The 14,215-nt window shown below is 46.6% G+C and carries 13 protein-coding genes and 1 riboswitch; of the genes, 9 read left to right on the top strand and 4 right to left on the bottom strand.

The window, feature by feature from the left end; genetic code table 11:
* Positions 1–63: 63 nt before the first annotated feature.
* Together CEG13_RS06950 and CEG13_RS06945 are read left to right on the top strand one after the other, a co-directional pair.
* Positions 64–315, top strand: coding sequence for a hypothetical protein (locus CEG13_RS06950; RefSeq protein WP_100011147.1), 252 nt, complete (start codon positions 64–66; stop codon positions 313–315).
* A gap of 64 nt (positions 316–379) precedes the next feature.
* Positions 380–1,249 carry a VanW family protein gene (locus tag CEG13_RS06945; protein ID WP_100011146.1) on the top strand — a complete coding sequence of 290 codons (870 nt, stop codon included), beginning with the start codon at positions 380–382 and terminating at the stop codon, positions 1,247–1,249.
* A gap of 227 nt (positions 1,250–1,476) precedes the next feature.
* On the opposite strand, the gene CEG13_RS19215 is transcribed toward CEG13_RS06945, so the two are convergent.
* Positions 1,477–1,599 carry a hypothetical protein gene (locus CEG13_RS19215; protein ID WP_275661793.1) on the bottom strand — a complete coding sequence of 41 codons (123 nt, stop codon included), beginning with the start codon at positions 1,597–1,599 and terminating at the stop codon, positions 1,477–1,479.
* A gap of 148 nt (positions 1,600–1,747) precedes the next feature.
* On the opposite strand from CEG13_RS19215, the gene CEG13_RS06940 reads away from it, so the two are divergent.
* From CEG13_RS06940 to CEG13_RS06930, 3 genes are all read left to right on the top strand, one after another.
* On the top strand, positions 1,748–2,356 hold the full coding sequence (locus CEG13_RS06940) for a nitroreductase family protein (RefSeq protein ID WP_100011145.1): 609 nt from the start codon (positions 1,748–1,750) through the stop codon (positions 2,354–2,356).
* Positions 2,353–3,192, top strand: coding sequence for an ABC transporter substrate-binding protein (locus tag CEG13_RS06935; RefSeq protein WP_338033004.1), 840 nt, complete (start codon positions 2,353–2,355; stop codon positions 3,190–3,192). The genes CEG13_RS06940 and CEG13_RS06935 overlap by 4 nt, the downstream gene beginning before the upstream one ends.
* 161 nt (positions 3,193–3,353) lie before the next feature.
* Positions 3,354–5,381 (top strand): iron ABC transporter permease, encoded by a 2,028-nt coding sequence (locus CEG13_RS06930; protein ID WP_100011200.1) that lies wholly within the window; start codon positions 3,354–3,356, stop codon positions 5,379–5,381.
* A gap of 411 nt (positions 5,382–5,792) precedes the next feature.
* Here the strand turns inward: CEG13_RS06930 and CEG13_RS06925 are convergent, their stop codons facing one another.
* Positions 5,793–7,739 (bottom strand): aconitate hydratase, encoded by a 1,947-nt coding sequence (locus CEG13_RS06925; RefSeq protein ID WP_100011144.1) that lies wholly within the window; start codon positions 7,737–7,739, stop codon positions 5,793–5,795.
* Between the two features lie 330 nt (positions 7,740–8,069).
* Complete coding sequence (locus CEG13_RS06920) at positions 8,070–8,606, bottom strand: YceI family protein (protein ID WP_100011143.1); 537 nt, start codon at positions 8,604–8,606, stop codon at positions 8,070–8,072.
* 244 nt (positions 8,607–8,850) lie between these two features.
* Here CEG13_RS06920 and CEG13_RS06915 point away from each other — a divergent pair, with 244 nt between their 5' ends.
* The 3 genes from CEG13_RS06915 to CEG13_RS19210 all read left to right on the top strand — a co-directional run bounded on the left by CEG13_RS06915 (position 8,851) and on the right by CEG13_RS19210 (position 12,155).
* Positions 8,851–10,635: a M3 family oligoendopeptidase gene (locus CEG13_RS06915; protein ID WP_100011142.1), complete on the top strand. Its 1,785-nt coding sequence runs from the start codon at positions 8,851–8,853 to the stop codon at positions 10,633–10,635.
* Between the two features lie 100 nt (positions 10,636–10,735).
* A riboswitch (TPP riboswitch) is annotated at positions 10,736–10,838 on the top strand.
* 107 nt (positions 10,839–10,945) lie between these two features.
* Positions 10,946–11,518 carry an energy-coupled thiamine transporter ThiT gene (gene thiT, locus CEG13_RS06910; protein WP_100011141.1) on the top strand — a complete coding sequence of 191 codons (573 nt, stop codon included), beginning with the start codon at positions 10,946–10,948 and terminating at the stop codon, positions 11,516–11,518.
* Positions 11,519–12,023: 505 nt separating this feature from the next.
* Complete coding sequence (locus CEG13_RS19210) at positions 12,024–12,155, top strand: hypothetical protein (RefSeq protein WP_275661792.1); 132 nt, start codon at positions 12,024–12,026, stop codon at positions 12,153–12,155.
* 60 nt (positions 12,156–12,215) lie between these two features.
* Here the strand turns inward: CEG13_RS19210 and CEG13_RS06900 are convergent, their stop codons facing one another.
* Positions 12,216–12,566, bottom strand: coding sequence for a YflT domain-containing protein (locus tag CEG13_RS06900; RefSeq protein ID WP_100011140.1), 351 nt, complete (start codon positions 12,564–12,566; stop codon positions 12,216–12,218).
* A gap of 139 nt (positions 12,567–12,705) precedes the next feature.
* Between CEG13_RS06900 and CEG13_RS06895 the strand changes: the two genes are divergently transcribed.
* The gene (locus CEG13_RS06895) at positions 12,706–14,127 is read left to right on the top strand and encodes a hypothetical protein (RefSeq protein WP_100011139.1); all 1,422 of its coding nucleotides are present in this window, start codon (positions 12,706–12,708) and stop codon (positions 14,125–14,127) included.
* The last annotated feature ends 88 nt before the right edge of the window (positions 14,128–14,215 follow it).

Genomic DNA, 14,215 nt, shown 5'->3' with positions numbered 1-14,215 from the left:
TAAAATATCTATATAATAATGAATGAGCCAGATGCCAAGCATTATTGACAAGGAGGAAAGACGATGAGCACTGGGCTTATAGTATTTCTCGTTGTGCTGTTTATTGCGGCTGTGGGAGGTACCTTTTTTGCATTTCGTCAGGAAGAAAAAAAGATGAAGAAATACGAGGAAGAAGGGGAGACGCACGAGGAAGAACTGAAGCGGTCCCTGGAATATGAAAAATCATCTCTTTCCAGCAATGTGCCGACGCAGCTCTGGATTTATTCTGTGACGATTATTCTTGCACTTGCCGCATTAGCCTTTTACCTTCTATAGAAAACCGGGGGAAACTCCGGTTATTTTTGTGCCATTTTCCCATACTAAAATGGGAGGTGTACAAATGAAAACTGCACGATTTGCGGCTATATTATTTATCGTTTTTTCCATTGGTGAACTTTCTGCAGAAGCGGCATCTGCGGATGAGCCTGTAATAACACTGGAGAAAGTGGAAATTGACCAATACGAATTGCCGTACCTGGACAAGGCATTTATTGATGAGGTGAGGCTTGATTTTCTGATGAAAACCCTTGAGGAAAAAATGTACCAGGCTCCAGAAAATGCTGCTTTTGACGAGCACGGGAAACTGATGGAAGAAAAACCCGGCTACACACTCGATAAGCAGCAGTTTGAGAAAGTATTCCGTGAGGCTTTTTACTCAAGCGAAAACGAGGGAGTGACCGTTCCTGGTATGGCGATTCATCCCCGAGTGGATGAGGCACTGCTTATGGAAATAAGCGAGAAGGAAATTGGCAGCTATGCAACAAATTTTCGCGAGAGCAATAAAGAACGTTCCCACAATATCCAGCTCGCCACAGAAGCGATCGATAATCATGTGGTTTTTCCGGGAAAGAGGTTCTCATTCAATGAAGTTGTCGGTGAACGCACAGCGGAAAGGGGCTATAAGCAGGCACCCGTGATCGTGAAGGGTGAGCTTTCAGAGGATATTGGCGGCGGCATCTGTCAGGTCTCCTCGACACTGTTTAATGCCGTGGACTTAAAAGGCATTCAAATTGTGGAGCGTTATGCCCACAGCCGCTCCGTGCCATATGTACCACCAGGCCGTGATGCTACGGTAAGCTGGTGGGGACCGGATTTCGTGTTTAAAAATGAGTATAATCAGCCTGTCCTGATCCGCGCAAATTCCACAAACGGACGAATGGCTGTCAGACTCTTTACCTCTGAGAGTGCAGAGTATTTTCGAGGGGAATAAACTACTCTCTGACATCGATTCTGCAGGCTTCTCCGTCCTTGCATTGATTCACCGGCACCAGTTTGCGGCTATCGGCGATTTATTGATAAATAACATCCCCCAGTCCAAGCCATTTCAGGCAGATACAAAAACGGCAGGATCAGCCACATCACGGGCGATAATTTTGCAATTTCCAGGATCGCCTTATACCCTTTGAACCACCGCCCGCCACTGGAAACATGGAGGCTTTATTCCAACTCAGCTATCCAATGTGCGGAAGGAGGAAAAAAATGAGCTTCTTCCGCCAATCCAATTTCTGCGAGATTGTGGAGGTGCGGTACATATTTTGCAGAAGCCATCGTAATAAACAATCATTATAATCCCCCTCCCATTCTCCTTCTATTTTACCACAGCACACTTTAAATACGAATATTTACGAAAATTAGTTTGACAGCAACAGTGTAATCGAATAAGATAATAACGAGAATGATAATCGTTTTCAATTAGGAGGTGTATAAGATGGAACTGACGGAAATGATACGAAGCAGGCGTACTATTCTTGAATATAAACCAGACAAGATGGATAAGGATGAACTTTTACATTTATTTAATACAGCAGCATATGCTCCAAATCATCACATGAGAGAGCCCTGGAAACTGAAAATATATGAAGACAGCGCGCGTTCTTCTTTCGGGGAGAAGGTGGTGGACAGCTATATTCGGCTCGGTTTATTGAAAACGAAGCAGCCGGACAAACTGGCAAAGGCACGACAGGGCTATGACCGTTTTTTCAATTCTGTTCCTTATCACATTTTATTTTACATGGAAAAACAAGATGATGGCGGCTATGTGGATGATGAAAACTTCGCTGCGGTTTGCGCATTTATCCAGAATTTCCAGCTGCTGGCTTGGGAAAAAGGAATCGGGACGATGTGGACGGCGAAGCAAACCCTGCTTGATGAAATATTTATTCGGGATGTTGGTCTTAGCCCGGAAAAACATAAACTTGTTGCAGTTGTGCAGGCTGGCTATCCGAAAAAAATACCGGAAGCAAAAGAGCGGTCTGCCATGGGAGAAAGCCTTGAATGGATACATACATCACAAATAAAGGGAGAGAGAGCAGAATGAAAAAAATTGGTTTATTTTTAGCGATACTGTTATTAGGTGTGCTTGCAGCATGCGGAAGCACCGGGGAAGAGAATGAATCGGCTGGTGAATCCAGCGATACGCCTAATGAACGAAGCCTTTCGATTGAAGATGCTATGGGGGAACAAACCATTGAAGGTATACCGGAAGACATCGTTGTGCTGGAATGGTCCTATGCGGAAAATCTGCTGGCATTAGGTATGCAGCCGGCAGGTGTTGCGGATGTAGACGGTTATAATCAATGGGTAAATATCGATAAAGAACTGGATGATAGTGTCGTGGATGTCGGGACACGGCAGGAACCGAATCTGGAAGCGATCTCGAGACTCGATCCCGACTTGATTATTGCTGTGAAATACCGGCATGAAGCACATCTGGATGCCCTGAATGACATTGCTCCTGTTGTAACTTTTGCTCCTTATGGGGAAGAAGCTGTCCAGGACCAATACCAGAACATGATCAATGAGTTCGAGAAAATGGCGACGATCGTTGATAAAGAAGCAGAAGCAGAACAAGTCTTAACAGATCTCGATTCCTTTGTGGAAGAACAGAAACAGCGCATCGCAGAAGCTGGGTTGGAAGGAAACTCGTATATTGCTACCCAGGCATTCACAGCGCAGAATGCACCGACTTTGCGCCTGTTCACCAATAATTCAATTGTTGCCCAGGTGATCAACAGCCTCGGTCTTGAAAATGCTTACCAGTCAGACACACTGGAGACTTACGGCTACAGTGAAGTAAATGTTGAAGCACTGCAAAATTTTCAGGGAGAAAACCTGGAATTTCTCTATATCGTTCAGGAAGAGGATAATATCTGAAAATCAGCTGCAAGGAAACCCGGTATGGGAAAATCTCAGCTTTGTCCAGGAAGGAAACACCCATGCCCTGCCTGGCGACACATGGACTTTCGGTGGACCGCTCTCAGCTAAAGTACTGACAGAGCAAGTCACTGATGCGTTGGTAAATGAGTGATCTGCAGATGAATAACATGTTGCAACACTCCATTAGGGCGGTTCTCACCTTTGGTGGTGGGGCCGTGCTTTTGTGCATTCTTACGTTCATACATATTAATCAGGGCAGTGTTGAAATTCCACTGGAGACCGTCGTCCAGGCGATTTTCGTGCCGGAAGATACCCTAAGTCATCACACCGTACGAATATTGCGGCTGCCGCGGGCAGTGATAGGGATTCTCGCTGGAGGAGCCCTGGCGGTGGCAGGGGTGGTGCTGCAGCGTGTCACCAAAAACCCGCTGGCTTCAGCAAGTACACTTGGCATCCATGCCGGCACCTATTTTGCGGTGGTTGCAGCAACGGTCTTTTTCCCGGCGGCATTATTCGGAAATGGAATAGCGCCTGCTTTTTTTGGCGGTATTTTTACATTTGCTGCTGTATTTATATTATCAGGGGGAAATAAAGCAACGCCTGTCCGTATGGTATTGGCAGGTATGATTGTCACCTTTTTGTTTTCTTCGTTGACCAGCGTGCTGCAAATTTTTTATGAAAATGAAACAGCCGGTCTGTTTTTGTGGGGATCAGGAACACTGGTACAAAATGACTGGAGTGGTGTGCAGTTTGCTTTGCCTGTCATAGCTGCAGGCCTCTTGGTGATTCTGGCAATGGGGAGAAAGTTAGATACCTTGAAGCTGGGGGATGATGTTGCTGTTGCTCTCGGCCAGCATGTCAACACGGTGAAATTGACGGCAACTGTAGCAGCGGTCCTATTGACATCGGTTACCGTAAGTGTTGTCGGGCCAATTGGATTTGTCGGATTGATTGCACCGCATATTATTAAGCTGATCAGCTATCAAAATCATCTTCCGCTAACAATTGCTTCGTTTATTTGGGGAGGGAATGTTCTCCTGGGTGCCGATATTGCGGCAAGGATCATCGACCCGTCCTTTTCCGAATTGCCTGTAGGAGCAATAACGGCATTAATTGGGGCACCGTGGCTGATATATTTAGTGCTGCGGCAAAGGAAGGGAAGTTACGGGGAGAAAGATACGTCTGTTCTTCCCGGAAAGGCAACTGGAGGGATCCCGCTCAACCTCTTGATTCCGCTTTTAGGCATCGTTGTCATGTTGGCTCTTGCAGTTAGTCTGGCCACCGGCAATTATGGGTTTGAACCGCTTCTTGCTTTTCAGGCGCTTTTCGGCGAGGAAGAAGCATTCATGCGAGGGCTGATGCTGGATCTCCGTCTTCCGCGTGCCCTTGTTGCTTTAGTGAGCGGCATGCTTCTGGCAGTGAGTGGGCTGATTTATCAAGGTGTGCTCAGGAATCCGCTCGCTGATCCATCTGTTATTGGCATTACCTCAGGCGCTGGTGCAGGTGCGTTAGTAATGATGTATTTGTGGGGGGTATCTGCTGTTTGGGTGCCGCTCGGGGCAATGGTCGGAGCGTTTATATTTTTTATGCTTGTCATGGGCCTGGCTATCCGCGCCAGATTCCAGCCTACGATCTTGGCATTATTGGGAATTGGTGTATCGGCTTTTGGATCTGCAATTATTCAGATCTTAGTCGTGCAGGCGGATATGGGTGTTGCTTCCGCTTTGACTTGGTTGTCGGGAACTACTTATGCGAGAGGTTGGACGGAGCTGTTTTACTACCTGCTTTGGCCTGCTGTCATTTTGCTCCCACTGGTGTTTTTATTGATTAAAATAGTGGACACATTGGCATTAGGCGATGATACGGCAAAGGGGTTGGGCATTCGGGTGATGAGTGTTCGCTTTTATCTGGCGCTCTTGGCAACAGTACTTGCTGCCTTCAGTGTAGCCGCAGTGGGTACGATTGGTTTTGTTGGACTGATTGCACCACATTTCGCCCGTTTGCTTGCAGGATCTGCTAATCAGCGAGTTCTGCCGGTTGCTGTACTGATTGGCGGGCTGTTGATGGTCACAGCGGATCTCATTAGCCGGACATTGCTGGCACCGAATGAGATTCCTGCCGGGATTGTCGTAGCGATTATCGGTGCGCCATATTTCCTCTGGCTGATGAAAAAACGTGCAGATTAACAAAAGCGGAAGCGCCCTTACAGGCTAAGAACGCCACGTCCTGTGGCAACGCCTGTACTAGCACGTCCTGTGCGTCGTAGCGACGTATGGACTGCGTCTGGCCATGCCAGGTGGATCAGCGTTGCCGCGCAAAGCGGCGAGTTTAGCTGATCATTCCTTCGGAGGAGATAAAGGAAACACACCCCTTCATAGGGGTATGACGGCGTTGGCCGCAAAGGCCGTAATTAGCCGGCCATCCTTTAACCGAGCCGATGTTGACTTATCGTACGAAGGGGAGGGAAGTCCACACAGCTTTAGCTCTGGAGATGGCCGTGGCATCCCCAGGCTCTGCTATTCACAATATGCGTGATTTATAATTTTTCCTAAGCATTAAAAAAGAGTATCCGGGGTCCGGACACTCTTTAAAACTTTTTAGCCCTGTCTTGCTTTGGTCCAATTGATTAATCCGCCATGCAGGACAATGTCTTTTTGTCTTGAAGTTAAGTTATGTTCCACTTGGATGTCTTCATTCTTTGTTTCGATAGTCGCGGTAAGCGCATCTCCCTGTTTCAATTGGTTGCGCAAATCACTGAAAGTAAGCACATCTTCCTGCTCCAGTTTTTCGTAATCTTTTTCATCAGTAAATTTGAGCGGCAGAATACCGAAATTGATCAGGTTTTGCCAGTGGATTCTCGCATAGTCCTTTACGATAACTGCACGCAGGCCAAGGTATCTTGGAGCAAGGGCGGCATGTTCACGGCTTGAGCCCTGCCCGTAATTATAGCCGCCGACAATAGCATGACCGCCAGCGTTCTTGCTGTCTTTCGCGCGTTCTACGTAAGTAGTATCCACACCTTCAAAGGTGAAATTGCTGATTTCCGGCAAATTACTGCGGAACGGAAGCACCCGCGCGCCGCCGGCCAGAATCTCATCGGTAGAGACATTGTCACCGACTTTTAAGAGGACCGGTATTTCCAATGTATCTGGCAGTTCATCCATTTCCGGGATGGAAACAATATTCGGCCCTTTACTTAACTGCACCTGTTTCGCTTCTTTAGGCGGAATCGGTTTATCAAGCAGACGGTCATCGACATTGACATTCTTTGCTTCGGTGACCTTTGGATATGGGAAATCCAGTGTCCGAGGGTCGGTGATTTCTCCCTTAAGCGCGGAGGCTGCGGCAACTTCCGGACCGGAAAGATACACACTGTCTTCCTTCGTGCCTGAGCGCCCGGGGAAATTTCTTGGTGTTGTTCGGAGACTGTTTCTTCCAGATGCTGGTGCTTGCCCCATGCCGATGCAGCCATTACAGCCTGCCTGGTGCAGTCTTGCGCCAGATTGCAAAAGACTTGCAATGTGGAGGTCTTCCACCAAATTAGTGAGCATTTGCCGGGAAGTCGGGTTGATATCAAAGGAAAGTCCCGGCGAAATGGTTCGATCTTTAACCATTTCAGCGGCTATTGCAAAATCACGGTATCCCGGGTTTGCGGAAGATCCGATATAGGATTGGTAAATTGGTGTTCCGGCAACTTCTGTAACAGAAACCACATTTCCCGGACTAGATGGTTTGGACACAAGCGGTTCCAATTCCGAAAGATTAATTTCATCCTCCAGATCATACGTTGCACCAGCGTCCGCCTTAATTTCTACCCAGTCATCTTCCCGGTTTTGCAGGGTCATAAAGCGATGTATCTCTTCATCAGATGGAAAAACTGTTGTGGTGGCTCCAAGTTCGGCACCCATATTGGCGATGACATGCCGGTCCATTGCTGTCAGGTTATCGAGTCCAGGTCCATAGAATTCCAGGATTTTTCCGACTCCGCCTTTCACATCATAACGGCGGAGCAGCTCCAGAATAACATCTTTGGCACTGACCCAGTCCGGGAGCTCACCGGTCAATTTTATGCCGAAAACTTTTGGCATTGTAATGTATATTGGTTCTCCGGCAATCGCCATGGCAACATCGATTCCGCCTGCACCCATCGCCAGCATTCCCATACATCCGTTGGCACAAGTGTGGCTGTCAGAACCGAGCAGTGTCTTGCCGGGAACAGCAAGCCTCTGCATATGAACCGGGTGGCTGACACCGTTTCCAGGTCTGGAAAAATACAGGCCGAATCGTCTGGCAGCGCTTTCCAGGAAGAGGTGGTCATCAGGGTTTTTGCTGTCAACCTGAATTAAATTATGGTCCACATATTGTGCGGAAGCATCTGTTTTGGCATAATCCAAACCCATTGCTTCCAGCTCAAGCATCACCATCGTGCCTGTGGCATCCTGGGTGAGCGTCTGGTCAATTTTCAGGCTGATTTCTTCTCCCGGATTCATTTCTCCGGAAACAAGATGGTCTTTTATCAATTTTTGTGCAACATTTAACGCCATAACACATTTCCTCCTTTTTCTTGTAGTCTTCCTCAAATCCATCAAATTGAAACAGGAAATAGGAGAGTTTGCAGTAAAAACGCCGGTGATTTTATTTACTAAGGCTCTTTTCGTAAGTTTATGGTTTAAAAATGGCTTGGAATTGATGGAAACTGTGACATAACGCCTGCCGCTACGGAAATACATTCCGCTTTCCGCAGCGGTGATCATAATCCACACTGATTTTACGTCATAGTCTATAACAACAATCATTCAGAAAACAGCTCTTAACAAAAACACCGGACTGCATTTCTCATGTAGAAGTACAGTCCGGTGTTGTTTGGTATTTAGTTATTCAGCTTTGTGTGCTTCGATTTCTACGTGAATTTTGATTTCGTCTCCAACAAGAACACCGCCTGTTTCCACTTGTGCGTTCCAGGTAAGTCCGAATTCTTTACGGTTGATAGATGTGTCACCGCTGAACCCTGCGACGGTATTGCCGCTCATTGGGTCTTTGCTTTGTCCTTCATAAACAACATCCACTGTTACCGGATTGGTAGTGCCTTTGATTGTTAGATCACCGGTCACATCATAGTTGGATCCCGATTTTTTCTTGATGTCTGTAGCAACAAACGTGATTTTTGGATGATTTTCCACATCGAAGAAATCATCACCGCGCAGATGGTCGTCACGGCCGCTTTGACGTGTATCAATGCTTGCGGCGTCAATCGTAACCTCTACTTTAGAATCTGTTAAGTCCTCGACATCTGCCTCAACGACAGCATCAAAATCATTGAATGACCCTTTTACTTTCGAGATCATCATATGTTTTACAGTAAATCCAATTTCACTGTGCGCTGTGTCTACGTTCCATGTTTGTTTTGCCATTTTAAATACCTCCATAATTTGCGTAACACTGTAGTTACTTTATGTTACCTAGTATAGAATGATAAATAAGTAATGTCAAGTATGAGATTTGCAAAACAGTAATACTGACTTATTATTCCCAGTAAACAAAAATTCAAACTTGAAAAATACAGGAAAATCGCAATTTGGGGCTGAAAATTTTCGAAGTTTTGATATAATAGAGAAGACAAGAAAAGCTTAACTAGAGTTTAAAAGGAGCGATTGGATGCAGACAGCTTACAACCCAACGTGGGATTTGGATGTGATTTTTCCGGGAGGGAGCAATTCGGAGGCATTTCATACATATGTCCAGAACATCCGTAAAGAAGTGACAGCACTGGAGGCACAAATAGATGCCTACACGCCTGCCCGGGGGGTGGAAAACAATCAGGAACTGGCAGATATTATCAGCCAGCTGGAAGCAACAAGCAAAAAAATGCGGGAAGCAGGAGCCTTTGTCAGCTGTCTCAGCGCGCAAGACGTAAAAGATGAAAAAGCCAATCTGCTTGTCGGCGAGCGCAGTGCACTGAAAGCAGAGATGGATGGTGTGCGGACGAATTTCAAACAAAAGCTTGCGGCATTGGATGAGGAAACATGGGAAGCATTGCTCAGATCACGTGAGCTTAGCGAGCTGTCTTTTGTCCTGAATGAATACAGACAGCAGGCTAAGGAGCAGCTATCCGTAAAAGAAGAAGTGTTGATTAATGACCTGGAAGTGGATGGCTACCATGCCTGGAATCAAATGTATGGCACGATTGTCGGCAAGATGGAAGTCGAGCTGGAAGAGGATGGGGAAGTAAAATCCTATTCTGTCGGACAGGCTTCCAACAAACTCAGCAACCCGGATCGGAATGTGCGCAAAACCGTTGCCGAGAAACTGGACGAGGCATGGAGCGAGCAGGCCGACTTATTCGGACAGACCCTAAATCATCTGGGCGGATTCCGTCTGCAAAAATACAAGCACAGAGGCTGGGACAGTGTGCTGAAAGAGCCGTTGGCAATCAACCGCATGCAAAAGGAAACCCTTGATGCGATGTGGACGGCGATCACCAATAACAAACAGCATTTTGTAAAATACCTGAACAAAAAGGCGGAGATGCTTGGGCTTGAAAAGCTAAGTATGTATGACATCGGTGCACCAATATCGAAATCGGTAAAAACATACAGCTATACCGAGGGAGCTGATTTCATCGTCGAGAACTTCCGTGACTTCAGCCCGCAAATGGCTGATTTTGCCAAAATGGCGTTTGAAAAGCGCTGGATTGAAGCAGAAGACAGGGCGGGCAAGCGTCCCGGCGGCTTTTGCACAAGCTTCCCGGACAGTGAGCAGACCCGGATTTTCATGACCTATTCCGGTACTTCATCAAATATTGCGACACTTGCCCATGAACTGGGACATGCCTATCATCAGCATGTGATGAATGATGTCAATGGGCTGAACCAAGGGTATGCAATGAATGTTGCTGAAACAGCTTCAACTTTTGCGGAGATGATTGTTGCTGATGCTTCGGTAAACAATGCACAGGATAAAGAGGAAAAACGTGCGCTATTGGAAGATAAAGTGAAGCGCAGTGTCGCCTTTTTCATGAATATTCATGCCCGCTTCCTGTTTGAACAGCGCTTTTATGATGAACGGAAGAAAGGCATGGTTTCCGTTGACCGGTTAAATGAACTGATGGTTGATGCACAGAAGGAAGCATACAATGATGCTCTAGGCGAGTATGATCCTAATTTCTGGTCGTCCAAGCTGCATTTCCATATTACCGGGGTGCCATTCTACAACTTCCCCTACACATTCGGCTACCTGTTCAGCTTGGGGATTTATGCCCATGCGAAGGAAAAAGGCGGCAGTTTTGAAGATGATTATATTGCTCTCTTGCGTGATACAGGTAGCATGAAGGTGGAAGATCTGGCGCAAAAGCATCTTGATGTCGACTTGACTAAACCGGATTTCTGGGAAAATGCGATTGCACTGTGTGTTAGTGATGTGGAAGAGTTTCTGTCCCTATAAGCAATAGTAAGCAGGCAGCCCGGAAATTTCCGGGCTGCCTGTTTAGCTGTTGTATTTACTTGTTGAATACGGTACAATGACAATAACAAAAAAAGTAAAGTTAAGCCTCTAGGGGAGCCATTTGGCTGAGAGTGAACACGAGCGTTCTTACCCTTTGAACCTGTTAGTTAACACTAGCGTAGGGATGGTGGCTTTTTTGATGGTTTCGAAAAGCAATGTGAGCGGACTGCCCATCAGGAAGTCTTCCCCTTGGCATTGCTTTTTTTGTGTGGAAAAATAGAAAACGCTTTAAAAAGGGGAGGGGAACCTTATGCGTTCCGGAAAAACATTATTTATGATTGAAGTGGCTATTTTTACGGCACTTGCTTTGCTTTTGGACATTTTCCCGGGTCTGCAGTTTAAGATCTGGGCCATGGGTGGCTCGATTTCATTAGCGATGATCCCGATTTTTATTGTGGCTTTCCGCTGGGGATTAAAAGGCGGGCTTGTGTCCGGGTTTTTATGGGGCCTCTTGCAGGTCGCTGCGGGAACAGCCTATATTTTGCATCCGGTTCAGGGAATTATTGAATATGGGCTTGCCTTCACCGTGCTCGGGTTTGCCGGTGTGTTTGCCAGCAAGATCCAGCAGGCTGTGAAGGATGGAAAGGTGAAAGTTTATTTAAGTTATATTGCGTTTGGCATATTGCTTGGTTCAACGCTGAGATTTATCGCTCATTATTTCGCTGGGATTGTCTTTTTCGAGTCAGCGATTGAAGGACAGCCGGTTTGGATCTATTCGCTGGTGTATAACGGTTCCTACATGCTGCCGTCCTACATTATTTGCACGGTGCTTGTATTCTTTTTGTTTCATAAACAGCCGAGAACATTACTAAGGACCGCTTAATTGATTCTCCGCTCACATTGGGGTAACCTCTGAATAAAGGGGTTATCTTTTTTTATAGCAAGTTTTGTTGCTCATTTATTTCGTAGTCGATGGAAACTGCGACATAGGCTGCCGCTGCGGAAATACCCCTCGCTTTCCGCGGGAAGCTGCCGAGCCTCCTCGCGCTGCCTCCGCTTGAGGGGTCTCGCCTATGCTTTTTATCCCGCAGGAGTCTCGGGGTATTTCCTCCGCTAGCTGTTGTGTTTTTTGTCTATACCCTTGTTAAATTAAACAGCACCTACACTCTGTAGATGGTTGATTGGAGCGGAGGGCAGTCGACTCCTGCGGGAAAAGCACGAGTCTAGACCTGAGCAGGAAGTGATCTTCTTCCGAGGAGGCTGAAGCCGTGCCCGCGAAAAGCGACTGCCCGCAGCGGAAATCAACGAGCACTTATGTCGCAGCTTATAGATATTATGATAAAAAAAATTCTTTTAGCAAACAGCCTATGGAAAAAGGAGGGTAACGAATGCGGGAATGGATTGGTAAATGTTCATCCTGCGGCAGGGATGTTTATTGCGAGAATGGCTTTTTTGCCGGGGAGCAAAAAAATGGGAAACTGTTGTGTGAGAACTGTGCGGCTTCTCAGGAGGAAAATTAGCCATGAAAAAAGGCGGCTCCGCAATATACTTGCGGATACCGCTTTTTTAACTTTTCTTGACTACATCAAATAGCTGTTCACGTCAGCGTTATTGGTAACAATCAAAAAGACTTTGCCTTCATCCATTTTTTCTTCGTAATTTTCCGCTTCCGCTTCTGTGAAGCCGATTTCCTCCAGCTTGGTGCGTAACTCATCACCTTTTTTGCTGAACATGGTGCCGACCGCGTCAGAGAAATCCATTTCGTTAAAGCCGATCGTATTTGCTCCCGCGGAATCTGCTACCCGTTCTGTGCGGTCATCATCATGGGAGAGAATATAGACATCGTCCTTATTAACCCCTTTGTCTTTCAACACACTTACATCCGTTTTCAGTTGTTCATCATTTGTATATTCTTTGATAAATGGTTTCAAGTGTAATTTCCTCCTTTTTTATGCTTGTACAATGTGCATACCCGCTCTATATTTCAATAAACTTGGAAGTATCTGCGGTAGCGTTTCTCTTACCAATGCATAGGCTATAGCATAGCCAGAGTGAAAGGAAGAGGTGAATATGGAGCTTACAATATCCCATTGGATGTACGGATTTTTTACCCTGATGATCATTGTTACCATGATTGCCCGCAGAGGAGTCGTATTTCCGGCACTGCTCGGAACGTTTGTCGTTACATGGGTCTTTAAAGGAAATATCATCGACGGCTTTACTGCGATATTTCATGCCAACCTGGTGGCGGCCCAGGAACTGTTTAACATATTTTTGATTATTACGTTTATGCTTGCACTCTTGCATTCCCTGAGGGATCTCGGTGCAGACAAGAAAATGATTCAGCCGATACAGAAGGTTATGGTGAATGGCCATGTATCGTTTTTTGTTTTAATCGCAGCAACTTATGTTATTTCGCTGTTTTTTTGGCCGACGCCTGCTGTACCGCTGATTTGTGCGCTTCTGGTTCCTGCGGCTGCACGGTCAGGACTGCCGGTAATGTTGTCTGCTGTTGCCATTGCGATTGCCGGCCAAGGCATGGCGCTGTCATCGGATTATATGGTGCGGGTTGCTCCAAACATTTCCGCCACATCTGCGGGAGTGGAGACGGCTGCAGTAGCCGACCAGGCTCTGATTTTATCCCTGGTTACCGGGGTGATTGCGATTGGCTGTGTCTATCTTTTCTACGGCAGATCGATCCGTTCAAAAGATGATCCGCGAAATGAAGAGGATTTGAAAAAAGTTCAGCCGCCAGCCGAGACGGATAAAATTTCTCCATCCAGAAATTTATCGAAATGGAGCAAGCTTTTTGCCGTGCTTGTGCCGCTGACCATGCTGGTTGTTGTGCTGTATATGATGTCGGAAAAATTGATGTCAGGCAGGATGACAGCACTCACTAGCGGCAATGAAACAGCTTTTATTGGCGGAGTCGCTGTGATCTTGCTACTGTTGTCTACACTTGCGTTTGGTCGTCAGCATGCGCTTGACTATATTTCCACCCATATTACCAATGGTTTTGTCTTTGCCTTTAAAGCTATGGGGCCTGTCATCCCGATCGCTGGATTTTTCTACATGGGAAGTGCTGATTTTTCCGGAAGTATAATCGGAGTGGAAGAGAATCCGCCGGCACTGTTGTTTGATCTGGTGCAATCCTCACAGGAATTTTTGCCGCAGAGTGCCATTCTGGCTGCGTTCAGTGTACTGATCATCGGGATTATTACCGGCCTGGACGGATCCGGTTTTTCGGGTCTGCCGCTGACGGGGGCACTTGCCGCTTCTCTGCAGAACGGTTCGATTGATACAGAGACATTGGCTGCGATTGGTCAGATGGGTTCGATCTGGACCGGGGGAGGCACGATCGTTGCCTGGTCTTCCTTGATAGCCATCGCCGGATTTTGCGGGGTTTCGGTTATGGATCTGGTCAGGAAAAATTTCTTCCCGGTCATGCTGGGGTTGTTTGTCTCCACACTCATTGCGGTATTTTTCCTGTAACAGCTTATAAATGTGTGGGAAAGGCTTTCAATGGTTAAACTATTTCATATTTGTTACACTGGTTGAAAATCGAGAGCTAAGATACACA

Origin of the sequence: Lentibacillus sediminis (assembly GCF_002763455.1) — a bacterium.
GTDB lineage: Bacteria > Bacillota > Bacilli > Bacillales > Amphibacillaceae > Lentibacillus_D > Lentibacillus_D sediminis_A.
The sequence above is the reverse complement of the archived record's forward strand: the minus strand, read 5'-3'. Positions and strand labels throughout refer to the sequence as shown.